The 25,821-nt window shown below is 47.5% G+C and carries 22 protein-coding genes; 13 read left to right on the top strand and 9 right to left on the bottom strand.

From position 1 onward, the window contains the following. The first annotated feature begins 413 nt into the window (after nt 1-413). The 5 genes from KNV97_RS11360 to KNV97_RS11340 all read left to right on the top strand — a co-directional run bounded on the left by KNV97_RS11360 (nt 414) and on the right by KNV97_RS11340 (nt 7,885). Complete coding sequence (locus tag KNV97_RS11360) at nt 414-1,613, top strand: type III PLP-dependent enzyme (protein WP_136486621.1); 1,200 nt, start codon at nt 414-416, stop codon at nt 1,611-1,613. A 196-nt stretch (nt 1,614-1,809) separates the two neighbouring features. Beyond that, the gene (locus KNV97_RS11355) at nt 1,810-2,487 is read left to right on the top strand and encodes a response regulator transcription factor (RefSeq protein ID WP_136486619.1); all 678 of its coding nucleotides are present in this window, start codon (nt 1,810-1,812) and stop codon (nt 2,485-2,487) included. 8 nt (nt 2,488-2,495) lie between these two features. Next, the gene (locus tag KNV97_RS11350) at nt 2,496-3,998 is read left to right on the top strand and encodes a sensor histidine kinase (protein ID WP_218563139.1); all 1,503 of its coding nucleotides are present in this window, start codon (nt 2,496-2,498) and stop codon (nt 3,996-3,998) included. Nucleotides 3,999-4,424: 426 nt separating this feature from the next. Beyond that, nucleotides 4,425-6,599 carry a catalase/peroxidase HPI gene (katG, locus tag KNV97_RS11345; protein ID WP_218563138.1) on the top strand — a complete coding sequence of 725 codons (2,175 nt, stop codon included), beginning with the start codon at nt 4,425-4,427 and terminating at the stop codon, nt 6,597-6,599. 365 nt (nt 6,600-6,964) lie between these two features. Further along, entirely contained in the window at nt 6,965-7,885 is a 921-nt protein-coding gene (locus KNV97_RS11340) for a DMT family transporter (protein ID WP_218563137.1), read from the top strand. A gap of 142 nt (nt 7,886-8,027) precedes the next feature. On the opposite strand, the gene KNV97_RS11335 is transcribed toward KNV97_RS11340, so the two are convergent. Then, the gene (locus KNV97_RS11335) at nt 8,028-9,221 is read right to left on the bottom strand and encodes a class I SAM-dependent methyltransferase (RefSeq protein ID WP_136486611.1); all 1,194 of its coding nucleotides are present in this window, start codon (nt 9,219-9,221) and stop codon (nt 8,028-8,030) included. Nucleotides 9,222-9,487: 266 nt separating this feature from the next. Between KNV97_RS11335 and yccX the strand changes: the two genes are divergently transcribed. Then, the gene (gene yccX / locus KNV97_RS11330) at nt 9,488-9,763 is read left to right on the top strand and encodes an acylphosphatase (protein WP_136486669.1); all 276 of its coding nucleotides are present in this window, start codon (nt 9,488-9,490) and stop codon (nt 9,761-9,763) included. 37 nt (nt 9,764-9,800) lie between these two features. Here yccX and KNV97_RS11325 read toward each other — a convergent pair whose 3' ends face one another. The 6 genes from KNV97_RS11325 to KNV97_RS11300 all read right to left on the bottom strand — a co-directional run bounded on the left by KNV97_RS11325 (nt 9,801) and on the right by KNV97_RS11300 (nt 15,679). After that, complete coding sequence (locus KNV97_RS11325; RefSeq protein ID WP_136486609.1) at nt 9,801-10,130, bottom strand: TusE/DsrC/DsvC family sulfur relay protein; 330 nt, start codon at nt 10,128-10,130, stop codon at nt 9,801-9,803. A 270-nt stretch (nt 10,131-10,400) separates the two neighbouring features. Continuing rightward, nucleotides 10,401-11,063, bottom strand: a complete 663-nt coding sequence (locus KNV97_RS11320; protein WP_136486607.1) for a Bax inhibitor-1/YccA family protein — start codon at nt 11,061-11,063, stop codon at nt 10,401-10,403. Nucleotides 11,064-11,476: 413 nt separating this feature from the next. Further along, nucleotides 11,477-12,232 (bottom strand): amino acid ABC transporter ATP-binding protein, encoded by a 756-nt coding sequence (locus tag KNV97_RS11315; RefSeq protein WP_136486605.1) that lies wholly within the window; start codon nt 12,230-12,232, stop codon nt 11,477-11,479. Between the two features lie 22 nt (nt 12,233-12,254). Beyond that, nucleotides 12,255-13,352 (bottom strand): amino acid ABC transporter permease, encoded by a 1,098-nt coding sequence (locus KNV97_RS11310; protein WP_218563136.1) that lies wholly within the window; start codon nt 13,350-13,352, stop codon nt 12,255-12,257. Nucleotide 13,353: 1 nt separating this feature from the next. Next, nucleotides 13,354-14,562 (bottom strand): amino acid ABC transporter permease, encoded by a 1,209-nt coding sequence (locus tag KNV97_RS11305; protein ID WP_136486601.1) that lies wholly within the window; start codon nt 14,560-14,562, stop codon nt 13,354-13,356. Between the two features lie 88 nt (nt 14,563-14,650). Then, complete coding sequence (locus tag KNV97_RS11300) at nt 14,651-15,679, bottom strand: amino acid ABC transporter substrate-binding protein (RefSeq protein ID WP_218563135.1); 1,029 nt, start codon at nt 15,677-15,679, stop codon at nt 14,651-14,653. 462 nt (nt 15,680-16,141) lie between these two features. Between KNV97_RS11300 and KNV97_RS11295 the strand changes: the two genes are divergently transcribed. Beyond that, entirely contained in the window at nt 16,142-17,083 is a 942-nt protein-coding gene (locus tag KNV97_RS11295; RefSeq protein ID WP_218563134.1) for a precorrin-2 dehydrogenase/sirohydrochlorin ferrochelatase family protein, read from the top strand. A 72-nt stretch (nt 17,084-17,155) separates the two neighbouring features. Here KNV97_RS11295 and yidA read toward each other — a convergent pair whose 3' ends face one another. Further along, entirely contained in the window at nt 17,156-17,980 is an 825-nt protein-coding gene (gene yidA / locus KNV97_RS11290) for a sugar-phosphatase (RefSeq protein WP_136486594.1), read from the bottom strand. Nucleotides 17,981-18,235: 255 nt separating this feature from the next. Between yidA and queE the strand changes: the two genes are divergently transcribed. The 6 genes from queE to KNV97_RS11260 all read left to right on the top strand — a co-directional run bounded on the left by queE (nt 18,236) and on the right by KNV97_RS11260 (nt 24,858). After that, nucleotides 18,236-18,904 (top strand): 7-carboxy-7-deazaguanine synthase QueE, encoded by a 669-nt coding sequence (gene queE / locus KNV97_RS11285; RefSeq protein WP_206208415.1) that lies wholly within the window; start codon nt 18,236-18,238, stop codon nt 18,902-18,904. Nucleotides 18,905-18,914: 10 nt separating this feature from the next. Continuing rightward, the gene (queC, locus tag KNV97_RS11280) at nt 18,915-19,604 is read left to right on the top strand and encodes a 7-cyano-7-deazaguanine synthase QueC (protein WP_218563133.1); all 690 of its coding nucleotides are present in this window, start codon (nt 18,915-18,917) and stop codon (nt 19,602-19,604) included. A 263-nt stretch (nt 19,605-19,867) separates the two neighbouring features. After that, entirely contained in the window at nt 19,868-21,811 is a 1,944-nt protein-coding gene (locus tag KNV97_RS11275; protein ID WP_218563132.1) for a GGDEF domain-containing protein, read from the top strand. Nucleotides 21,812-21,995: 184 nt separating this feature from the next. Continuing rightward, nucleotides 21,996-22,220 carry a hypothetical protein gene (locus KNV97_RS11270; RefSeq protein WP_218563131.1) on the top strand — a complete coding sequence of 75 codons (225 nt, stop codon included), beginning with the start codon at nt 21,996-21,998 and terminating at the stop codon, nt 22,218-22,220. Nucleotides 22,221-22,498: 278 nt separating this feature from the next. Then, a complete protein-coding gene (locus tag KNV97_RS11265) occupies nt 22,499-23,518 on the top strand; it encodes an ABC transporter substrate-binding protein (protein ID WP_218563130.1) in 1,020 nt (339 codons plus the stop codon). Beyond that, nucleotides 23,515-24,858 (top strand): diguanylate cyclase domain-containing protein, encoded by a 1,344-nt coding sequence (locus KNV97_RS11260; protein WP_218563129.1) that lies wholly within the window; start codon nt 23,515-23,517, stop codon nt 24,856-24,858. Before KNV97_RS11265 ends, KNV97_RS11260 begins: the two co-directional genes overlap by 4 nt. Here KNV97_RS11260 and KNV97_RS11255 read toward each other — a convergent pair whose 3' ends face one another. Beyond that, nucleotides 24,859-25,407 carry an MSHA operon transcriptional regulator gene (locus tag KNV97_RS11255; RefSeq protein WP_136486580.1) on the bottom strand — a complete coding sequence of 183 codons (549 nt, stop codon included), beginning with the start codon at nt 25,405-25,407 and terminating at the stop codon, nt 24,859-24,861. Nucleotides 25,408-25,821 lie beyond the last annotated feature (414 nt).

Raw genomic sequence — 25,821 nt, 5'->3', positions numbered from 1 at the left:
TGCTGTGGCGGTTAAGCGTTAACTCATTGATAGCTCTAACAGCGTTTTAACAGGTTATCGGTGCGATGTATATGATGAGTTCTCAGCGGCGCGAATTTAACCTCAATTCTTGTGCATAAAACCCTGAAATTGAGGCGGCAAATAACGATCAATAAATCGAATCTTAACCACAAAAACCTTTTGCTTTCAAAGGCGCATTTTTTATTGCGCTGAGTTTCTTATGACCCTATTATCGCCTCGCTTCTTGATGATAGCCAATCCGAGTACATCACAGTCTGTTTTGTGGCAAGGCGATAGAGCAACTATCCAAGAGTGACTTTGACAGCGCATTTACGCGCTTTTATTGACGCTCCACTTTTCATCATCACGCTAACACCAGGTGAAAAGTGTCATAACCACATTGGAGGTTTGCCATGGCTAGTTCTCGTTCTGTTCTTAATTTTCAATCTTTCACTTCTCAGGCTCTGTCTGCTGATGACGTTCAACTGATCGAAACGTCTGTTGAGCAGTTTGGTGCACCATTACTGATGCTGGATTGCGATATTATCCGTCAGCAATACCGTGCCCTGAGTAATGCGCTGCCAAACGTGACTCTGCACTTTGCACTGAAACCACTGCCGCACCCAGCGGTAGTCAGAACACTGCTGCAAGAAGGCGCGAGCTTTGACCTGGCAACCAGTGGCGAAGTTGAGTTGGTGGCGCAGGAAGGCGTACCGGCAGAACGCACGATTCACACGCACCCGATCAAACGCGATGCCGACATCCGTGACGCACTGGCGTACGGTTGTCACGTGTTCGTAGTGGATAACCTCAATGAGCTGGCAAAATTCAAAGCTTACAATGATCAGGTTGAACTGCTGGTGCGTCTGAGTTTCCGTAACTCTGAAGCCTTTGCTGACCTGTCGAAGAAATTCGGTTGTACTCCTGAGCAGGCGCTGACCATCATCGAAACGGCGAAAGAGTGGAATATCCACATTAAAGGTTTGTCATTCCATGTAGGTTCTCAAACCATGAACCCGCAAAAATATGTGGAAGCGATCAATACTTGCCGAGTGGTGATGGAACAGGCAGTTGAACGTGGCCTGCCAGCACTGAGTACGCTGGATATCGGCGGTGGTTTTCCGGTGAACTACACCAAACAAGTCATGCCGATTGATCAGTTCTGTGTGCCGATCAACGAAGCGCTGAGCCTGCTGCCAGAAACCGTACAAGTGATCGCAGAACCGGGTCGTTTTATTGTCGCGCAGTCGATGATGAGCGTGGCTTCAGTGATGGGTCAGGCAGAGCGCGATGGTCAGACCTGGTACTACCTGGATGACGGTGTTTATGGTTCGTTCAGCGGCCTGATCTTTGATGATGCCCAGTACCCGCTGGTGACCCTGAAACAAGGTGACGAGTGTGCACCAAGCGTGCTCGCCGGTCCGACTTGCGACAGTATTGATGTGATTGCAGAAAACATCATGCTGCCTAAACTGGACAACGGTGATTTGATCATCGGTCGTATGATGGGTGCCTACACCAGTGCAACCGCAACCGACTTTAACTTTTTTAAACGCGCGCAAACCGTGGTGTTTAACGAGCAAGTGGCCAACTGCGAACGCATGATCGGCTAATCAGCCGTTAATCTGAACGATACGTTAAGCTCTCACTCCGGTGGGAGCTTTTTGTTTTGGGCCGATTCACATATCCCTGGCGTTCTTGCCTGGCAAGGCGATCCACATTGGGACGGATTTCGAGTAAGCTAATACGTCATCAGTTAACCGAACACGTCTTAAGTTAACCAAATAAACAACAACCACGGATACTTGCGTGAAATTACTTATCATCGAAGATTCAGAAACGCTGCGCCGCAGTCTGGTCGTGGGTCTCAATCATCTTGGCTTTACCATTGATGAAACCGGAGACGGTCAGGAAGCACTTAGCCTGGCGACTCATCACGATTATGACCTGATAATTCTTGACCTGATGTTGCCAAACGTTAGTGGCCTGGATATTTTGCGCGCCCTGCGGAAACAAAAAAAGCAAACCCGGGTACTGATTCTGTCGGCTAAGACCAAAACAGAAGAGCGGGTTGAGGGCCTGATGCTCGGTGCGGATGATTACCTGACCAAACCGTTCTCGTTTGAAGAGTTACATGCCCGTATCCTGACTCTGATGCGGCGTGGTTCGTTGGATCAAGTCGATCATAATTTGGTGGTGGATGATTTTCGTCTCAACCAGCAAGATAAAACTTTCTATTACGCGGAGCAGTGTATTGAACTGACTCCGAACGAGTACAAAATTCTGCATTGCCTGTTCAGTGCGCCCAACCGGGTCGTCAGCGTTGAGCAGATCAGTGAAGCGGTGGTGGGTAATTTCGATTATTTATCGAAGAACACCATTGAAGCGCACATTTCATCGATTCGTAAAAAAGTACGTGATGCACAGGGTTCACTGCCGCTTAAAAACAAACGCGGCTTTGGCTATGTGATGGAAAAAGTTAGCTGAGGTTGAAGATGTCAGTAAAATCAGTGTATCAGCAGTTGGCCTCGGGTCAGAGTGCGCGTTTGACCTCGATAGAACGTAAACTGATCAATTCTGTCTCTCTGGTGTTTGGTTTCTTTCTGTTCGCCGTATTTTTGTCGGTTGATATCGGTCTTGATGACTGGGTCGAAGATCAGTTTAACCAGGCGATGTTGAATAAGGCCAATTACCTTAAATCGGAAATCAGCTTTAATCACGATAAAGTGGAGTTTACCGCTGACCTGCGTTTTTTACCTGAATACAGTTCCGAACAAGATCCGCATTATTTCCAAATCTGGCATGACGGAAAAACGATTGGCCGCTCGCCGAACTTGTCATCGTATCCGAATGTGGATCTGATTGCGCCGGATATTGCCATTGGTGAACAGCGCATTATTGATGTGGTGATGCCAAACGGAGAACTGGGTAAAGCGACGTTGTCGAATTTTGTTCCGCAAAGTGATGACGGCAGTATTGAACCGGTATCAATGACGATTTATGAGTCAGCCGGCGGCCTGGATAGTCTGCTGTGGCTGGTGGACGGACTACTAATCAGCAGTTTCCTGATAGCGATTGTGGTGATGAGGTTTGTCACCCAAACCATTATCCGCCGTGGCCTGGCGCCGCTGGATAAACTCAATGAGGACTTAAAAGCGCTCAGTCTGACTGACCAGCATTCCGTGTCTGAACTTGATCTGCCCGACAAGCGAGTGGAAGAAATTGAGCCGATTCGTAAAGAGCTGAACCGATTTATCCGCAGTAACCAGCAGCTGATTAAAAATGAGCAGCGTATCACCGGCGATATTGCCCACGAACTGAAAACCCCGCTGGCAGAGATGATTACACTGAGTGAAGTGTATCTTCGCTATCCGGATGATGAGCGGATCAGCAAAACCTATCCGGATGATATTCTGGCCATCGCCAAGCGGATGAAATCGATTGTCGAGAAACTGTTGTTACTGCAACGCACCGCGTCACCGTCGCTGAATCTGCGTAAAGAGGCACTGTCGATTCGCTCAGTGTTGGCTCAGGTAAAGCAGGATATTGAATTTAAGTACCCGGATGTGGCGCAGCGGTTGGAGCAGAAGTGCGAGACCGATGAATGGTTTTTGACGGATCGTTTCAGCCTGGAAACCATCTTAATCAATCTGCTTGATAACGCCCTTTATTACAGCCCCGCGCAAACCAAAGTAGAAGCATGTTGGCATGAACAGGATGGTGACTACGAGCTCAGTATCTCCAATCATCTCAATCATACGATTTCTCAGGAGCAGTTGGATAAAATGGTGCAACCACTGTTTCAGATTGACGACTCGCGCACTAATAACGAACGTTTTGGCTTAGGGCTCTCCATCATTAATAATATTTGTCAGCAGCACGGGTATGGGCTGGACTTTTCTTTGCCGGAATCACTTAAATTCACGGTCAGTATTCGGATCCCGAAAATCGGAGCCCAGGTTGAAGACGAGTATGTAGAGGGAGAGGCAGTGGTTTAACTAGGCTGCAAACATTAACCTGTCAGGGCTGCAAACTTAACCAGTCATAAATGCAAAGCACGCGTGTGCTAGGTAACATGGCCGGTTTGGCTACCCTTGACGATCTCATTGTATAGACGGGCATACATGCTGGCGACGTGACGCGTGATTGCGGTTTCCGGTAGTCCAGCATAGGCCGAAGTTGCCAGCATCAGTGCTGCTGTTCCTTTTGTTCGCCACGCAATTTCCGGATAGTTTCATTAATATCAATAGTTTTCATCTATCAAATTGATTGCCAGAAATAATATGAATATTGGCTGGTTAGCGTCTAGACTGATTGTCGTAGTCTTTAAATATTTCGATATTTCTGGCAGTTACCTTACAAAGCACCATCGCGTAGAACTGACGGAAGTAAGTTAAATCACTAGAACGACAAAGGGACAATGTATGGCAAATCATGACAGTCACTCCGCAGGTCAATGCCCGGTAATGCACGGTGCGATGACTTCTGCGGGGAAATCCAATATGGATTGGTGGCCGAACGCACTCAACCTGGATATTCTGCATCAGCACGATACCAAAACCAATCCGCTTGGAGCCGACTTCAACTACCGTGATGAGCTAAAAAAACTCGACGTTGAAGGGCTGAAGAAAGACCTAAAAGCATTAATGACCGACAGTCAGGAATGGTGGCCGGCCGACTGGGGACACTATGGCGGTTTGATGATTCGGATGGCCTGGCACGCAGCGGGCAGCTATCGTACTGCTGATGGCCGCGGCGGCGGCGCGACTGGTAACCAGCGTTTTGCTCCGCTTAACTCATGGCCGGATAATGGTAACCTTGATAAAGCTCGTCGCCTGCTGTGGCCACTGAAGAAAAAATACGGTAACAAAATCAGCTGGGCCGACTTGATTCTGCTGGCCGGTAACATGGCTTATGAGTCAATGGGCTTTAAAACCTTTGGTTTTGGCTTTGGCCGCGAAGATATCTGGCACCCGGAAAAAGATACTTACTGGGGCTCGGAGAAAGAGTGGCTGGCACCGAGTGGTAGCGAAGGGTCGCGATACTCAGGTGAACGTGATCTGGAAAACCCGCTGGCAGCAGTAATGATGGGGCTGATTTATGTCAATCCGGAAGGGGTGGACGGTAACCCGGATCCGCTCAAAACGGCCCAGGATATGCGCGTCACGTTTGCCCGCATGGCGATGAATGATGAAGAGACGGTTGCACTGACCGCCGGTGGACATACCGTGGGTAAAACGCATGGTAATGGTAATCCTGCTGAACTGGGACCGGATCCGGAAGGTGCAGATGTCGAAGAACAGGGCCTTGGCTGGATTAACCATAAATCACGCGGTATTGGCCGCAACGCGGTGACCAGCGGCCTGGAAGGGGCATGGACTACACATCCTACGCAATGGGACAACGGTTACTTCAAAATGCTGCTTGAACATGAGTGGCAGTTAACGAAGAGTCCGGCAGGCGCCTGGCAATGGGAGCCAGTTGATATTGCTGACCAGGATAAACCGGTCGATGTGGAAGATGCATCGGTGCGCTGCAATCCGATGATGACGGATGCTGACATGGCGCTGAAAGAAGATCCGGAATACCGCAAGATCTCCGAGCGTTTCTACAAAGATCAGGATTACTTCAATGAAGTATTTGCTCGTGCCTGGTTCAAACTGACTCACCGTGACCTGGGACCTAAATCTCGTTATGTTGGTCCGGATGTACCGGCGGAAGATCTAATTTGGCAGGACCCGATTCCTGCTGGGCGCAGTGATTACGATGTGGATGCTGTTAAAGCCAAAATCGCAGCAAGCGGTTTGGATGTGAGTGACATGGTGGCAACAGCCTGGGACAGTGCCCGTACTTTCCGTGGCTCCGATAACCGCGGTGGCGCGAATGGTGCACGTATTCGCCTCGCACCGCAGAAAGATTGGGCAGGTAATGAGCCTGAGCGTCTGGCAAAAGTGCTCTCGGTGCTAGAAGGTATTGCAGCTGACGCAGGCATCAGTGTGGCTGATACGATTGTTCTGGCGGGTAACGTCGGCATCGAGCAGGCCATAAAAGCGGCTGGCTTTGATGTTAAAGTCCCGTTTAGTCCTGGCCGTGGTGACGCAAGTGCAGACATGACCGATGTCGAGTCTTTTGACGTACTGGAACCGTTGGCGGATGGGTTCCGTAACTGGCAGAAACAGCACTACGTGGTGAAGCCGGAAGAGCTGCTACTGGATCGTGCGCAACTAATGGGACTGACTGCACCGGAGATGACAGTACTGATTGGTGGTATGCGCGTGCTGGGTACCAACCATTCTGGTAGTGAACACGGCGTGTTTACTGACCGGGTTGGTACACTGACCAATGATTTCTTCGTTAATCTGACGGATATGTCATACCGTTGGAAACCGACTGGTCGTAACTCGTACGATATTGTCGAGCGTAAGAGTGGTGCGACGAAATGGACCGCAACCCGCGTCGATCTGGTGTTTGGTTCCAACTCTATCTTGCGTGCTTATGCCGAGGTGTATGCTCAGGATGATAACCAGGCGAAATTCATCAATGACTTTGTCGCGGCTTGGACTAAAGTGATGGACGCAGACCGCTTTGATCTGATGTGATTAGCTTTAGCATGACAAAGGGCCAAATCTAATTTGAATTTGGCCAGACAACCGCGAAGACTCCCCAAGGGGAGTCTTCTTATATGTAAACTCAAGTGACGAATCTGGTTCTGTTTAGTCAAGGGGCAATCTATCACGGATGTCAGAGATTTTAAATCCGTTGGCTAACACCGACAGTGTGTCAACGGGTTAAAGGCACCAATCGTATTTCAGGCTGTATTGTTAGAATTATTGTGATAGAAAGGACAATCTTGGTATTAATTGTTAATCGTTATCATGCGATTAGAATGGTAATGTCTATTCGGACGTACAAACGGCTGGCTTTATCAATTAAAACAGACGAATAGAACAGAAAAGGCGGGTAAGTGAAGCAAAGCGGACATTGGGCAGTGCTGCTGGCAGCATTGTTATGGGGAACGACAGGGACGGTAGCCAGTTTTGCACCGCAGGTCAGTGCGTTAGCAATTGGTGCGTTTGCCATGGGAGTTGGCGGCTTGTTGCAAGCTCTGCTGGCACGCAGACAGTTGTGTCGTTGCTGGCGTCAACTGCTGGAGGATAAAAAGCGGCTGCTGTCCGGTGGCATTGCCGTGGCAATTTACCCACTGGCGTTTTATTCCTCGATGCGAATGGCGGGTGTCGCCATCGGAACGGTTATTACTATTGCTTCTGCTCCGTTCATTTCCGCTCTGTTTGAACGTTTCCTTAGCCAAGCGCAGACCCTCAATCGTCGCTGGTTGTTCAGCCTGTTTTTGGGCGTACTTGGGATGGTTTTGCTGTGTCTGTCAAAACCCGCCACTGACAGCAGCGTTGCTTCTGACATGGATAAATACATCGGGATTGGGCTGGGTATTATCGCTGGCGCATCTTATGCGTATTATTCCTGGGTCGCCAAGAACATGATTGATAAAGGGATTCGCTCCGATGCCGCGATGGGTAGTCTGTTCTGTGTGGCGGCGTTGATTCTATTACCGTCATTATGGTTTACCGGTGAGCAGCTATTTACCCGTACCACTCATATTCTGGTTATCAGCTATATGGCTTTTATTCCGATGTTTGTTGGTTATCTGGCCTTTGGTTACGGTTTACGTTCTGTATCGGCCAGTGGCGCGACGTTGCTGACTTTGTTTGAGCCTGTGGTCGCCGCAGTGCTTGCCGTGCTGGTGGTGGGTGAAGTGATTCCTCTGCCTGGCTGGGTTGGTATAGGTCTGATTTGTCTGTGTTTGATAACACAATCCAGTGAACCCAGGGACAGGCCATTTGACCCCGCATATGACTCTCGTATTTAAGCAAGAATAGAAAACGAGTATGTCAGTCATACTTACGGTGTCAACAGTAAAGACGGTACAGAAACTCTGGCTGTCATCAAAAAGAAAGGCTTCCATGCGCGGAAGCCTTTCTTTTTCGGATATTGCTATTAACTCAAATAAATTACAGCACCTTACAAGCAAAACCTTTTAGATAAAAACCTTCCGGATAAGCGGTATCGGTCGGGTGATCAGCCGCTTGCTCGAAGCGTTCAACAAACTTTACGTCACGACCGGCATCCAGCGCCGCATCGGCGATGATTTTTTGGAACAGCACTTGATCCATTAAGCCTGAGCAAGAGTAGGTCAGCAGCGTGCCGCCTGGTTTGAGGATTTGCATCGCCAGCATGTTGATGTCTTTGTAGCCGCGGCACGCACCATTAAGCTGAGCTTTTGATTCAGCAAATTTCGGTGGGTCCATGATCACGACGTCAAACTGGGTACCCTGATCACGGTATTCACGCAGTAGTTTAAATACATCGGCGTTGAGGAACACGGCGCGTTTTTTACTGATATCGAACTCATTCAGCTCGGCATTGAATTTAGCGGTATCCAGCGCAGGCTGAGATACATCGGCGTTGATAACGCGCTTCGCTCCGCCTTTGAGGGCATACAAGCCAAAACCGCCAGTGTATGAGAAGCAGTTCAACACTTCTTTATTCTTCACGTATTTGATTGACTGCTGACGGCTGTCACGCTGGTCCAGGTAGAAACCGGTTTTATGACCACCAACGATGTCGACACTGATCTTAACCCCGTTCTCTTCAATCACCACAGATTTAGGCGGTTCTTCGCCATGCAGCACGCCGACGCGCTCCTGCAACCCTTCTTTTTTACGCACAGCTACGTCTGAGCGCTCATAGATATTACATTGCGGGAAGCACTCAACCAGTGCTGCAACCAAGGCTTCTTTCTGATGTTCAGCGCCCGCACTCAACAGTTGGCATACCAGGTAATCCTGGTATTTATCGATAGTGATGCCTGGCAGACCATCCGATTCAGCGGCAATCAGGCGGTAACCGGTCAGACCGTCGCGCTCAATGATGTCTTCACGCAGCAGTTGTGCCTGCTGAATACGTTTGACGAAAAATGCACGATCGATGGCTTCTTTTTCAAAACTCCAGACACGGGCACGGATTTGAGAATGCGGAGAGTATGCAGCTTTGGCAAGCCATTGGCCTTCGTGGGTATAGACATCAACGGTTTCACCCAGGCCAGGTTCGCCTTCGATTTTGCTGATACCACGAGAAAACACCCAAGGGTGTTTGCGGCGTAAAGATTTCTCTCGACCTTTGACCAGATAGATTGCAGGAGTCATTGCGTTACTCAAATGATTATTAGAAAAGGGCGGGTATTTTCATGGAACTGCTGCAGAAAAGCAAACACAGATGAAAAATAGTCTTTGAGATTAAGCACGGTGGAGCAGGATAAAATTGTCTATCCTTGAATAGGTTGAATAATTGGCTCGCAGATTAACTTCTGTGTGCATGGCGTAGCAGTATGATAATGAAGATATTAAAACGGCTCTTTACCAGGGATGGTGGCAAGCAGCCGGATTTTGAATCAGAACGGGATGAGAGCAACATGTCGATCAAATGCGATAAGTTTATTGTGTCGGGCGTCGTCCAAGGAGTGGGGTTTCGCTACCACACCGCGCACCAGGGATTGGTATTGGGTTTAACCGGTTATGCGAAAAATCTGTTTAGTGGTGACGTGGAAGTGATTGCATGTGGTGACCACGATAAGGTTGAAGAGTTATATCAATGGCTGCAGGAAGGGCCAAGAACCGCCAGTGTCGAGCGGGTAGAGCGTACCGAGTGTGTCACCGATAAAAACTATCGGGGGTTTGAAATCCTGTAAATTGGCTTACAGGATTTCACGATTTGGCAAATGGCGCTTATAAGCATTTGGCAGGCTTTGGCAAGCCAGCGAGTTTGGTTGCTTGCTTGGCCGGGCCTTTAGGGAACAGCTTAAACAGATATTTGCTGTTACCTTTTTCCGGGCCGTGCTCTTTTTCCATCGCTTTCACCAGCATACGAATCGCTGGCGAAGTGTTAAATTCTTCGTAGAAGCGACGCACGAAATGCACGACCTCAAGATGAGCATCGGTCAGCGTAATGCCTTCTTCCTTGGCCAGAATGTCAATCATCCCTTCTTCCCACACCGTGTAATCAAGCAGGTAGCCCTGAGCATCGGTGTCGATAGTTTTGCCGTTGTATTCAAACATATTATTATCCAGTGAACGATTTGCGCTAAGGGTAGCGAAGGGAATGACTTTGCTCAAGCTCTAATATCGGCTTGTTATCATGCAGTATCATGAGCCTTGCCAAACGCTCATCAGCGGTTCAATTTTTTCGGTGGTTCAGCCATAAGTAAAACAAAAAGCCCGAAAGCAGAGCTCCCGGGCTTGATAGACTTTTTAGTTACCGATATTTATCTTCCGCAACTTGGGCCTGCGTCGAATTCCAATACGGCAACTCACTTAGCCAGCAAAGGCTTAGTCGTCGTTCATGATGCCAAGAATACTTAGCAGGCTGATGAACAGGTTGTAGATCGACACGTACAGTGACACCGTCGCTGAGATGTAGTTTGTCTCACCACCACGTACGATTTGCTGAGTAGTCAGCAGGATTACGCCGGTTGAGAACAGCACGAACATGCCGCTCATTGCCAGATGAAGCATCGGCATTTGCAGGAAGATGTTTGCAACCATACCGATCAGCAGAACAACAAAACCAGCCATCAGTACGCCACCCAGGAATGACAGGTCACGCTTCGTGGTCAGTGCATAAGCAGACGCACCCATGAAGGCCAGTGCTGTACCACCCAGAGCGGTTAGAACCACATCGCCCATACCTGCACCGATGTACATGTTCAGGATTGGACCTATGGTGTAACCAAGGAAACCGGTGAACAGGAATGTGAAAACGAGACCCATGCCGTTGTTACGGTTTTTCTCAGTTAGATAAAGCAGGCCATAGAAACCGACCAGCATGATGATGATTCCTGGGCGAGGAAGGTTCATCGTCATTGAGATACCAGCCACAACCGCAGACCATAGCAGTGTCATTGAAAGCAGTGCGTAAGTGTTTCTCAGCACCTTGTTAGTTTGTAATGCACTGTCATAAGACGAGGTGCGTGAATACATAGGACTGTTCATAATCTTCCTCATAGAAAGGTTGTGATGTTTATATGGCCATTTATGCGGGCAAAAGTTCCATTTTTCAAGTCTCTGCCGCATCCACGTACCGTAAATTTTAACCAAAAACGGCGAATTGTTGTGGGTTCAAATTGTAACACACTATTACCACCTTGGTTGGCTTCGTATCACTAATTGTATGATTGATAATATTATTTTTAAAAATGATTGTTAGTCATCACGCTAATGTCGCTTTGTATTCTCAGCTGTAATGAAATGAGGGGCCAGATAGCACGATATGCCAAGTGAATGTGGAGCTAAAATTGATATAGCCGCAAAAAAATAAAGAGGCGAATGTTCGCCTCTTTAAGGGGTATTTGCATCAGTCTGCGACTTGCATACGTGCTTGATTACAAGCCAGTCATGTCAGCAACTTAGTGATGCAGAATCTGCGCAAGGAATGCCTGTGTCCGGTCAGATTGCGGATTTTCGAAGAAATCTTTTGGATTGTTCTCTTCGATAATTTCGCCGGCATCCATGAATATCACCCGGTCAGCCACTTCTTTGGCAAAGCCCATTTCGTGGGTCACACACAACATGGTCATGCCTTCTTCAGCCAGCTCCACCATAACATCGAGTACTTCGCGCACCATTTCTGGGTCGAGTGCTGATGTTGGCTCATCGAACAGCATCACTTGCGGGTTCATGCACAAAGAGCGTGCAATGGCGACGCGTTGCTGTTGACCACCGGAAAGCTGGCCCGGATATTTATCCGCCTGATCAGGGATTTTTACCCGTTTCAGGAATTTCATCGCAATCGCTTCGGCCTCATCTTTTGGCATCTTTTTCACCCAGATAGGCGCCAGGGTACAGTTTTCCAGTACCGTCAGATGCGGGAAGAGGTTGAAGTGCTGGAAGCACATACCGACTTCACGGCGCACTGCTTCGATGTTTTTCAAATCTTCAGTCAGCTCGTTACCGGAGACAACGATCTGTCCTTTCTGGTGTTCTTCGAGGCGGTTGATACAGCGAATCATGGTCGATTTCCCTGACCCGGATGGACCACAAATAACGATGCGTTCGCCTTTCTTTACTTCCAGGTTGATGTTTTTCAGTACGTGAAATTCGCCGTACCACTTGTTCATGTCTTTAATAGAGATCATGGTTTCATTTGAGTTTTGTGGCGTCATAATACGTTCCTTGAATCATTTCTTATCGTTTGTGGCCGGTGTGGAGTTTGCCTTCGAGCCAAATTGAGTATCTCGACATGCCGAAACAGAACACCCAGAACACTAACGCGACAAATACATAACTTTCTGTTGCAAAACCTAACCAGTCCGGATCGGTATTGGCGGCCTGGCCGATGCCCAACACATCGAACATACCGATGATCAGCACCAGACTGGTGTCTTTGAACAGACCAATGAAAGTATTCACAATCGACGGAATGGTGATTTTTAATGCCTGCGGCATAATAATCAGGCCGATTTTCTTCCAGTAGCTCAGACCCAGAGCATCAGCAGCTTCGTACTGACCTTTTGGTATCGCCTGCAAACCACCGCGGGTAACCTCGGCCATGTAGGCGGAGCTGAACATCACCACACCAATCAGGGCACGCAGCAATTTATCTGTTTCTGAGCCTTCAGACAGGAACAGCGGCAACATGACCGAAGCCATGAACAGTACGGTGATAAGCGGCACACCACGCCAGGCTTCGATGTAAACCGTGCTCAGGCTGCGAATAACCGGCATGTCTGAACGACGGCCGAGTGCCAGCACGATACCAATGGGTAGAGAGGCAATAATACCGACCAGAGCGATGATGAGCGTGACCAGCAGACCACCCCAGTTGTGGGTATCTACCACCTCTAGTCCCATGACTCCACCGTACAATAATGTGGCCATGATGAACGGGTAGACGAAGATAAAGAACAGCCATAACCAGCCACGTTTTGGCGTTTTTTCATACGCAAGTAATGCGACGAAGATAGCTAGCGTGGCGAAGAACAGGCGAGGGCGCCATAATTCTTCCGTCGGGTAGAAGCCGTACATAAACTGATCCCAGCGCACGCTGATGAAAACCCAGCACGCGCCATCCCGGCTACAAGCATCACGTGTCGTACCGATCCAGTCAGCCTTGATGATTGCCCAATCCAGTACGGACCAGATTCCTGAGATGGCAAAGTAAGCCAGAATCAGAGTAACCACCGAATTAACCGGACCATTGAACAGATTTTTCTTCAGCCAGCCGACCAGACCTGTGGTGTTTGCTGGTGGCGGCAAGCTAGGTTGAAACTGATGTGTTGTCATCTTATCTCTCCACCAAAGCAACTTTACGGTTATACAGGTTCATCAGTGCTGATGTGATAAGGCTAAGTGCCAGATACACACCCATGGTCATGGCGATGATCTCAATGGCCTGACCCGTCTGGTTCAGCGTGGTGCCGGCGAACACAGACACCAAATCCGGATAACCAATCGCCATCGCCAGTGATGAGTTTTTGGTCAGATTCAGATATTGGCTGGTTAGTGGCGGTATGATGATGCGCAGTGCCTGTGGAATGACGACCAGTTTCAAGGTTTTAGCGCGTGGTAAGCCCAGCGACATGGCCGCTTCGGTCTGACCATGGCTAACCGCATTGATACCGGAACGGACAATTTCTGCGATAAAGGCAGCGGTATAAACGCTTAATGCAACCAATAAAGCAGCCAGTTCAGGAATGATGCTGATACCACCACGGAAGTTAAAACCCTTTAACTCTGGATATTGCGCAGAAATTGGCATACCCATAATAAAGTAGACAATCACTGGCAGACCGATACACAGCAGCAGTGCGATGCGCCCCATCGGCGTTTGCTGACCGGTGAGCTTTTGTTTGTTTTTAGCCCAAACCCCGATAGCGAATGTGGCAATAATGCCCAAAACAAACGCAATCACCACCACATTGGACCCGGATTCAAAAACCGGTGCCGGGAAGTACAGCCCCCGAACGTTCAGAAAGATCGCTTCGCCCAGGCTCATACTCTGACGCGGTGACGGCAGAGCCTGTAACACAGCGAAATACCAGAAGAAGATCTGAAGCAGAAGGGGGATATTACGAAACGTTTCAATGTATACCGCTGCCAGCCGGCTGACCAGCCAGTTGGATGACAAACGGGCGATACCCAGAATGAATCCGATGACGGTAGCGAAAATAATACCTAGAATCGACACCAGCGCCGTGTTGAGCAGGCCTACAACAAATGTACGTCCGTAGGAGTAGGTTTCGTCATAGTCGATCAGACTAAGGCCGATCCCGAACCCTGCCGGTTGGTCAAGGAAACCAAAACCGGTCGCGATACCGCGTGATTCCAAGTTATTCAGCGTATTACTGACAATGGTGTAGAAAAAAAGAACCAGCACGGACACAGCAATAATCTGAAAAACGACCGAGCGGAAAGTGGGATTGTAGAGTAAGCTTGTGCTCTTAGCCGCAGCAGGGGCCGCTGACTTTGGCACAGAAGTATTGGTAGGTTTCATACAGCGATAACCTCATATCCATTTTTGACTGAGGGCGGCGTGTTAAGCCGCCCAAAGGTTGTCAATGTCTATTTACGGACACTCTGCATTAACGGATAGGTGGCGCGTACATAAAGCCGCCAGCATTCCACAGTGCGTTGACACCACGGGAGATCTGCAGAGGCGAACCTTTACCTACCGTGCGCTCAAAGCTTTCACCGTAGTTACCGACTTGTTTCACGATCTGGTAGCCCCAGTCGTCACGAATACCCAGGCCTGAACCTTTCGGACCATCTACACCCAGAATACGTTTGACCTCAGGGTTATCTGATTTCAGCATTGCATCAGCGTTTTGCGAAGTGATGCCGTATTCTTCTGCGTTAACCATAGCAAACAGTGTCCACTTGGCTACGTTGAACCATTTGTCATCATCCTGACGCACGACTGGCCCCAGAGGTTCTTTAGAAATGATTTCTGGCAGTACCATGGCTGAATCTGGAGATTGCAGGTTCAGACGCAGTGCGTACAGACCAGATTGGTCGGTAGTCAGCACGTCACAGCGACCAGCATCGAAACCTTTCGAAGTTTGCGCTGCAGTATCAAATACTACTGGCTTATAGCTCATACCTTGGTTACGGAAGTAGTCAGCAAGGTTGAGTTCAGTTGTTGTACCTGATTGAACACAGACAGATGCACCGTCGAGTTCCTTGGCGCTGCTGATACCGAGGTCTTTCTTGACCATGAAGCCCTGACCATCATAGTAGTTAACGCCAATGAAGTTCAGGCCCAGGGCGCTGTCGCGATGCAGAGTCCAGGTCGTATTGCGGGACAGCACGTCGATTTCGCCTGACTGCAGAGCAGTGAAGCGTTCTTTTGCGGTCAGAGGTACGTATTTAACTTTAGTTTTGTCACCTAGCACAGCAGCGGCCAAAGCCTGACAATATTCAACATCGATCCCTTCCCATTCACCTTTGGAGTTAGGGTTTGAGAAGCCCGGTAGACCAGTACTTACACCACAAGTCAGGACGCCTTGCTCTAAGACCTTATCCAGGGTGCTTTCAGCAGCTGATGCGGTGTTCGCCATCATGGCAGTAGATGCCGCTACGACGGAAGCGAGAAGTGTTAGTTTATTTGCCATTTGTATCCTTCCTGTATGATCCATATTTGACCAAGTGAGCCCGCAAGTAGGGTTCACAAAATGTAGTGTTTTTTATTAGATTTCGGTTGTATTCTGGCGGTGGTAGCCTGTTTAAAAATTAACCGTTTATAAGCGTAGGTAAGGAATTGAATTTTCTCAAATGTATAATTTAGAAAAGAATTTGGTTTGAGAGTGTTTACCTGAGCTGTAGTTAGAATGGCTAAATGTTGCACGGTTGTAAATAGTGCAACTGAGCACACCGATAGTGCATCAGGATGGTTATACGTTATTGACTGTTAACTTAATATTAACACGCATTCTTAGTGGGTTGATTTGGAGTTAATCTCTGGTTTTGTGAGAAAATTTGGTGATAAATTTTTTCATCTCCCGATGGTAGTGATTTTTTTGCACCGTTTTTGGTAGCATAAAACGAATAGTTATTTAGATTGTGGTCAAAATAAAATGCGATATTTTCCTCTTTTTCTGGACTTAGCAAATAAACCGGTACTTGTGGTGGGCGGAGGGGAAGTTGCGTGCCGCAAGATTGATGCCCTGGTACGTGCCGGAGCCAAAGTGACCATTGTATCCCCGCAAATTGCCCCGACTCTGCAGTCCTTAGTCGATGAGGGCAAATGCCAATGGATTCAAAACTTCTATACCTCGACAATACTTACTCAAGAGTACATTCAGGTATGGGCAACGACTGATAATCCCGACCTTAACCATCAAGTGCATAAAGATGCCAAATCGATCGGTGTTTTAGTCAACGTTGTCGACGATCAGCCATATTGCGATTTCATCACGCCATCGATGATTGAGAGAGGACGGATTCAACTGGCCATCTCCAGTGGCGGTGCCTCGCCAGTGCTGATTCGCAACGTGCGTGAGACATTGGAAGCTGTACTGCCGCAAAATCTGAGCCTGCTGGCAGATTTCGGTGCCTCTAAACGCAACTCGATCAAAAGTGCGTTACCGACGGTTGATGAACGGCGCAAATTCTGGGAGCAATTTTTTGCGTTGCCAAAGGTAAAAAATGCCAAGAATCGTGAAGCTCTGGAAAGTGCCTATACCCATCTGATCAGACAGCCAATGCCACAGCAAGGCGAAGTGACCTGGATTGAATGCGGGTCTGATGTAGAACTATTGCCGCTGAAAGCGTTACGTTATATGCAACAGGCTGAGCTGGTGCTGCATACGCCAAGCTGCCGTTTTGAGTTCATCGATTTGTGTCGTCGTGATGCTGAAAGGGAAGCATTTGCCAGTGCGGCGCAACTGGGAGAACGTCTGCAACAAGCGCATCAGGAACAGTTACGGGTCTGTGTACTGATTCCTAAGGGAACGCAGCAATACACCTTACTGCAAGGGCAGCAGCGTGTCCTTGGTGAAGGCAGCGAGAAGAGTTAACAGCACAGGCTGCAGGCCGAATAAAAAGGCGGGAAACAATCCCGCCTTAATTTTTTTGGTTTGGAGATAGGCTTATGCTTCGCAGGTTTCTTTGTTAAGCGCAAACTTCTCAATCGCTGCTGCAACACCATCTTCATCGTTGCTCAGAGTAATATAGTCGGCGATTTTTTTGGTTTCTTCCATGGCGTTAGCCATCGCGATACCCAGGCCGGCATATTTAAGCATATGGTGATCATTCTCTGCATCACCCATGCAAATTACCTGTTCTGCAGGGATGCCTATATGGTCGGCAATGGCTTTCACGCCCACGCCTTTGTTGCTGGCCGTATTCAAAAACTCCAGAAAGTAGGCTGCGCTCTGCACGACAGTATACTGTTCGCGCATTTGCGGCGGCAGATTAGCAATGGTTTTGTCGAGCAGCTCAGGCTCAGCGACGATCATGGTTTTGATGATCGGGTGATCATCTTCCAGCAGTTCGAAATCCATCTCAGTGATAGTGACACCATTAATTTCAGCTTCCACTTCGGTGAATTTGCTGTTCTTCGGCGTGATAAGGCCATGTACCTGACTGAATGCATGCGTGTTTACGCCCATTTTTTTAGCCAGGCGAGCAACCGTTTTAGCGTCTTTACCGGTCAGAATTTGCTGATAAATAACCTCACCAGTTGCCACGTTTTCAACAATCGAGCCGTTATAATGCAGGACAAAGTCGTCCTCGGAACGGATGTCCAGCTCTTCCAGTTTGCTGCGGATACCATCAATTGGACGACCTGACGCCAGCACAACACGAATGCCTTGCTCACGAGCCCGAGTAATTACCTGTTTGGTTCGTGGGGAAATTTGCTTCTGGCTGTTTAGAAGGGTGCCATCCATATCGAGCGCAATCAGTTTATACATGTCTTACCTAAATTCTTTACCTGTCCAAACGCCAGATTATACCTAAAATATGACATAATGCGCGTTTTGAGTGAAAATGAACCTCGAAACTCAGTCTGTTTTTTGAACTGTCCATATGGATTGCTGAGCATAAAACGCTCCAGTTAATCCCATGATTTTTGTGATCGCAGCAGTGTTTTGAATTGACCTTCATCGACGCATACTTTAAGGTCAGCGACCTGTAATTTTTAGTTAGCAAGTTTAGGCAAAGTTACCTTGTATAAAGTGAATGAAATGTTTGAGACGATCCAGGGCGAAGGTGTATTCACCGGCGTTCCTGCAGTATTTGTTCGTCTGCAAGAATGTCCTGTGGGTTGTGCTTGGTGTGATACCAAACAGACTTGGGATGCAACGCCTGCCGAAGAGCGTTCCTTTGATGAAATTTTGGTAAAAACCGAAGACAATCCAACCTGGTGCAGCGCATCAGCTCAGCAGATCATCGAGCGTTATCGTTCACAGGGGTATTCGGCTAAACATATCGTTATCACCGGCGGCGAGCCTTGCATTTACGATCTGGTGCCTTTAACACAGGCGTTTGAGCAGATCGGTTGTCGTTGCCAGATTGAAACCAGCGGTACGTTTGAAGTCAAAGCCAGTGCTAATACCTGGGTGACAGTGTCACCTAAAGTAGCGATGAAAGGTAAACTTCCTGTCGTGGATTCGGCGCTGTTGCGTGCTAATGAAATTAAGCATCCGGTGGCGACTGAAAAAGACATCACCAATCTCGAAGAGCTGCTTGCACGAGCTAACGTTCCATCATCAACCGTGGTTGCGCTGCAGCCGATCAGCCAGAAACCACGAGCAACACAACTGTGTATCGACGCTTGTATTGCGCGGAACTGGCGTTTATCTATTCAGACTCACAAATATCTCAGCATTGCATAAGGTGAATTTCATGAAAAAAGCAGTGGTCGTCTTTAGTGGTGGTCAGGATTCAACGACTTGTCTGGTCCAGGCCCTCAAGGAGTTCGACGAAGTCCATGCGATTACCTTCGACTATGGCCAGCGCCATAAGCTTGAGATTGAAGTGGCTCAGGCGCTGACAAAGAAACTGGGTGTCGCCGCACATAAAGTCATGGATGTGGGGTTGCTTAATGAACTGGCGATCAGCTCACTGACCCGCGATGATATTCCGGTATCCCATGAATTGCAGGAAAATGGTCTGCCAAATTCGTTTGTGCCAGGTCGCAATATTCTGTTTCTCACTTTAGCGGGCATCTACGCTTATCAAATCGGCGCACAATCCGTTATCACCGGCGTGTGTGAGACCGATTTTTCTGGTTACCCTGATTGTCGTAACGATTTCGTCAAAGCGATGAATAACGCATTAGTGCAGGGAATGGATCGTGAGCTCGAGATCCGCACGCCACTGATGTGGCTAAATAAGGCGGAAACCTGGGCGATGGCTGACCAAAATGACGCGCTGGAATTGGTACGCAATGAAACACTGACGTGCTACAACGGCATCATCGGTGACGGCTGCGGTGATTGCCCATCTTGTCACCTGCGTAAAGCGGGGCTGAATGATTACCTAGAAAATCGTGAGGCGGTCATGGCGGCACTGGTCAGTAAACAGGATCAGTAAGCAGAACCAGTAGGTAAACTGCGTCGGCAATTAACAAGACAAATTAAACACAGTAACGGGCTGATATCTTTGTGGACAAAGTATCGGCCCGTTGTTTTTGGTTTGAGTTATGTATCGATCGCAATGTGATGTTGTTTCCAATATGAGAATGTGAAAGCGCTGGCAAAATTAGCATCATTCAGAACGGCATTCGTATGAGTTTTATAGGTTTCTACACTACTATAGATAAAAGTAACAATAAGTGACTGAGTAGGAACCTTGCTGTGAAAGGAACAATAACGCTGCTGTTCACTTGGACGGGAGAGTTGATGAGTTTTTCTCCCAACGAATTTGGCTCATGCGGGCCTTTATCCCAACTCTATCTCACTGCCACTGGTAGTGAAGAACCGTTGGCTATAAAAGATATACAGGCTTTTTTCCCTTCTGTTGAACCTCTGCAAGTGACATCAGTGATTGATGGCATCCTCTATACCGGGACCCTTTCAACCCTCAAAAGCACAGCGTCTGAAGGTGATCCTCAATTTCTCCTCCAGTTTGAAGATGCGGCGGACCCCTCCGCTTTACGTATCCAGCGCATGAAACATGTGTTGGATTGTGCCCAGATAGCCAGTTGGGAGTGGAATGTACAGACCGGTGAGACCCGGTTTAACGATCGTTGGGCGGAAATTGTTGGTTACCACCTTGCTGAGCTAGAACCGACAGATATTAATACCTGGACCAAACTGGCTCATCCGGATGATCTGAAATTGTCCCAGGATGCACTTGAGGCTCACTTTCACGGCGAGATTCCTTTTTACGAATGCGAAGTCCGCATGCGTCACAAGGCTGGTCACTGGGTCTGGGTACGCGATTACGGGCGAATCGTTTCGTTCACGGAACAGGGTGAACCAGAGTGGATACTTGGCGCACACATAGATATCACCGGTTATAAATTGATTCAGACTCAGAATGAACTGCTGAGTCATGATCTCAACATGATCATGGACTTGTGTCCGGCAGTTATTTATAAGCTGTCCGCAGACGATGATGAACAGGTTCAGTTCATCACCCAGGGTGTAGAAGAGTTACTTAACTACCGCCATGAACAGATTATAAATCGGGTGCATTGGTGGCGTAATCATATTCATCCGGAAGACATTGCTGAATATAATCAAAGGGTTGCAGAGTGGCGTTCCCGGCGTGATGATTCGATTCTGGAATGTGAATATCGTTTCCGTTGTGCGGATGGTCGCTACATCTGGCTTGCTGATCGCGCGCGAATGATGAATTCTCATTATGAGCGCGGTGCGTCAGTATTGGGTTCAATCATTGATATCACGGACTTTGTGTCATTAAACAACCACCTTCAGTCGTTAGCGAAAGTATCACCTGCGGTCTTGTACCAATTTGAATACTTGCCGGATGGAACGAGTCGTTTTCCTTACGCCAGCCAGAAGTTGAAGGATATGTTTGGCGTTACCCCGGAGGAAGCGGCAGTTGATTCTACCGCTGTATTTGATGCTATTTACCCGGAGGATGTAGATAGGGTGCGCGCCAGTGCTTTGCAATCTAAAGAGACCCTGGAAGCTTGGAAATGCGAATTCAGGGTAGAGATTGATGGTAAATTGCATTGGTTGTATGGCCATTCTATTCCGACTTCCTCCAGTGAAGGTAAAGTCATTTGGTCTGGCCAGATTATCGATATTTCTGAAAAAAAAGAGCTCGAGTTACAGCTTAAAAAAGAATCGACGACCGATGCTCTGACGGGGACGTACAATCGGCGTTATTTCATGACTGAATTACATGATGAACTGCAACGTAGTGTACGCGAGAAGCAACCTGTTTCTGTTCTGGCTGTCGACTTTGACTTCTTTAAACAGGTTAATGATAAATATGGCCATGATGCCGGGGATGCGGTGTTGCAACAGGTCACCGGGCACCTGAGACAGCACATTCGACCTTATGACACTCTGGCCAGAATGGGTGGGGAAGAGTTCAATATCATGTTACCCAATACCGACTATACATCTGCGCTATCGATAGCCAACAAGTTAAGGAAGCTGGTAGAAGACTTTACGGTTCGTTATCACGGGCAAGAAATTAAAATTACCATCACACTGGGTGTCGCGACCAGTAGCAGTGGTGTGCAGGATTCGTTTGGGTTGTTGAAAGGGGCGGATCGTGCGTTGTATCGCGGTAAAGCCAGCGGTCGCAATTGTGTTCAATAGGCAATCGTGTCCAATAGGCAGTTAAGCGCTTCAGCGCTGTCTTGAATTTTTAGCGTAAATTTACAGTTTTTTCTTTTGTATTGAAAACCTTAAACCTTTTAGACTGTGTAAATAAACAGTGGTTCTTGACTTTCCATACTGCTTTACTAACCTGTATGTATACACAGTGGTAAAGGAGGTGTTTATGTTTTGGGATACACTCGAACGCGTCAACCGCCTGCGCCAGAAGGCGATGTCCGATCCTGAATTTATTGAGTCAGCAAAAGAGCATGAACAAACGCTCAAACAGGTTGAACAGGAATTTGAGCCGCAACGACGTCGTAAAAATGTCTCAGCGAGGCCTAAAACACTCGCAGATATTTATCAGCAGGTTGAATTTGGTAACCACTCAAATAACGTAGAGCATTAATGATTCAGGTCTGTCTGATGAAGTATTCTGTCAACCTAACAAACACATCATCTATTTAAAATGATAAAAATTAAAGATATATAGAGCGCCATGCGATAAGTGGCGCTTTTTTTTATCTATTTTTCAATAACATGAACAAACATGATTAACGTGCTATTAATGCGGCCAAAAACTTCAAATGTTTGTGAAGATTGTTGCTCACAGTTCACAAATAACCAGCTACACTGCTATTTAGGGCCAACATAACTAAAAACAAAATTTGTCAGAGGCAGGGTTGGATGAGTCGCCGATATTCACGCTTAAAGTCGCTTATTTTAGTCTGCACATGTGCGACGTTTATCATTGTTGTATTCGTCTATTTTTTCTGGCGTGCTGCCAAAGGGCTCTCTTCTGTTCAGCTCCCGACTATAACCATAGCTGTTTCTCAAACGCCTCTGTCTGCACCATTTTTTATCGCCGACCAGCTTAACTTATTTGAGCAACAGGGGCTTAATGTTGTGCTGAACCCTTGTAGTGGCGGTGTGCAATGTGCTGAGGCACTGTTTTCCGGAGAAGTCGACTATGCGACAGCGTCAGAATCGGTTGCTATGTTCAAAAGCTTTGAACGTAGTGACTTTGTTTTACTGGCCAGCTTTGTCAGCTCCGACAACGATTTAAAGTTGCTGACGGTTCCCAACCGTGGTGTGTCCAAGCTCAGTGATTTAGCCGGTAAGAGGGTGGGTGTAGTAAAAGCCAGCGCCAGCGAGTTTTATTTTGACTCCATCCTGATTGCTAATAATCTGAAACAAATGCCGCTGGAAAAAGTATATTTGAGCCCCGATCAACTGAATCAGGCTCTGTTTGGTTTTAATGTCGATGCCATCTCGGTTTGGGAGCCGTGGGGTTATCGCACAGAAATGACCTCTGCTTCTGAATTAATAAATTTGGGGATCGTAGGGATTTATAACCTTTCCTTCAACCTGATGGCGATGAAGGAGCACGCCCAACAGTCAGAGGCTCATTCAGTTGCTTTGCTGCAAGCGCTCAAGCAAGCGATAGCCTGGATACATGACAATCCGGATGAATCAAGGCAGTGGATTGCTAAAGATTTGAATGTGCCCATTCATCAACTTGAATGGTCATGGCAGGATTATGCGTTCCGTCTTTCTTTAGGTAATGCACTATTATCTAATATTCAGCTTCAGGCACGATGGGCGATTGAAAATAAACTGGTTAAAGGGAAACTCCCAGATTACCGGGGATATTTTTCATCCGAACCTCTTGAGCGGGTGTTGCAGACAGAGGTGTCTTTTAAATGATAAATTCTGTCTCGCGTAAACTGACCTTACTATTTTGTGCCACAGCCATGCTGGTGGTGTTAATTGCGGTTTCACTCGACAATCTGCATCAGGAGCAAGATAACACCCATGAAGAGTTGAAACAGATAATGCGAATCCAACGCAGTGTCGATATGCTTCGCAGCCAGTTATGGATATTTCTGCAGTACGATGACGCAAATAGCCTGGAGCAAGTTTACATTGCCCAGCAAAATCTGGCTCGTAAGCTAGCGAGTCAGTCCGACCTCACCATTAATATCAATAATCTGACGCGCATGAATGACAGTCTGGCGGCGTTGCTGGAGAAAGAACGCGCATTAGGCCTGAGCCTTGGTAAGCAGCATAGTAGTAGTACATCTTTTATTGCTTCAAGTGAGCTTCTTCATTCTAGATATAACATGCTGGTGCAGGATATGACCGAAGAGCTGCTTTACCTGCAAAAGGTCGTGCTTACTCAAAGTGCCGATAACCAACATTCATCATTAATGCTCAGCGCGATTCATTTATTAGTTTTTGGCATCGTGGTCTGTGTCGTTGCATTTTTAATTCTTAAACGAGTCAAAGCGGGTTTCGCGGCGTTTAAAGAGGGCATTACTGAACTGGCGCAAGGTGATTTGGCCAGCCGACTGGAGCTAAAACAGCAAGATTCTGAGTTTGTGGCACTGGCTCATTTCTTTAACAAAATGAAAGAGTCTTTACGCAACTCGATTATCACGCGTGAGGAGTTGCAGCAAGAGGTCGCCAGGCAGACCGCCAAGCTTGAACAACAAAAAGAGCAACTGCGATTCCTTTCAGAAAAAGACCCGCTAACCGGTATGTTGAACCGCAGAGCGTTCAAGGAACATCTGCACGAGGCCATCGTGCATGCCCAACGTACACAAGTCAAACTTGCCGTGCTGTTTATCGATCTGGATAAATTTAAAGAGATTAATGACAGCAAAGGGCATGACGTCGGTGATGAAGTATTGACGCGAATCGCCACCAGGTTGGAAGCGAATATTCGTGAGTCTGATTTTAGTGGCAGGCTGGGCGGTGATGAATTCGTGGTGTGCCTGAATTTAATCAAAGACTTTCATGGTGTCGCGGAAAAAACACAACGGCTGATTAAGCAGTTGAGTGCACCTATGGACATCGGTGGAGAAAGCCTGTCGGTCGGTGTGAGTATCGGTGTCAGCCTCTATCCTGACCAGAGTCAGGATATGGCTGAGCTGTTGCGTGTAGCGGATGAAGCTATGTATCAGGCGAAATTAACCAGCGGGAGCCATTTTTTTTGTCCGCAGATGAAATTCGACCGTAATTTCGATGGTTCTCAAATCGGATGATCAAAAATCTGCTTTAACAACATAATAAGGATTAGAGAATTTTTTCTCCGGTCCAAGCTCAGATATCACCAACCGATTCCACAAGTTACGGTCAAACTCTCCTTTCGGCAGCGATGGGTAGAGTGTTTCCACTTCCTCACGTGCAAATTGGAGAAACTCTTTCTTTTTGATCTGGTTGTATTTTTTCAAAACACGATTGTATTTGTGCATCCATTCCAGCTTAAATGCACGCAGTGCTGGTTCAGCTTGTTCAAGTGGCATACGTGATAAATAGACTCGCTTATAGGCCACTTTTCGATCCAGCATGGTCAATATGGTGGTTTGAATATAACTACCGTGATGGGTAATTGAAATATCGTCTTCAGAAAACGGAGACAAACACCATCCCCGGGGCAGAAAGCCCGGTTTTTGATACTGCTTATTACGCTCAATCAGCGCATTATGCAGAACGATGTCTGAAGTGCCTCTAAACGTCGCTTGCCACTTGGCAATCCGGATTTGCAGCGACCCGGGCAGACGATAGATATGAGTAAATTTATCTTGATTCATTGACTGTACAATAATCTAACGAGTGAAGAGGTAACTGTGGCATATCGGCTGCGGTTCTGACGTCAGATAACATCACACCGTAATTTCTCAAAGCCATAATTCAAATTAAAACGTTTTCAGCTCAGATATCTTGAGCCAGGACAAAGCCTTGATTATTTTTCCTGCCAAGACGAAATAATTATTATATACCCTTCCTACTTGAAGCTGCAGCAGTGCTGGCTACTTTTATTCACCCCAATCACATAATGTCTCTATGCTCATAGGGATTTACTCATTTACCGCCTACCTGCAACTCCATGATGTTTGGGTATACCGCTTCATATACTGTGTGTGAATTGTCGACTTTTTGTTCTGCGTGATGAAGCGAGGGCGCGTATTCTACTACGCTTTGTGCCTGAATTGCGAGACTTAATT

Source organism: Vibrio ostreae, from assembly GCF_019226825.1.
GTDB lineage: Bacteria > Pseudomonadota > Gammaproteobacteria > Enterobacterales > Vibrionaceae > Vibrio > Vibrio ostreae.
Note: the sequence above shows the minus strand (reverse complement) of the source record. Positions and strands in the feature narration are given on the sequence as shown.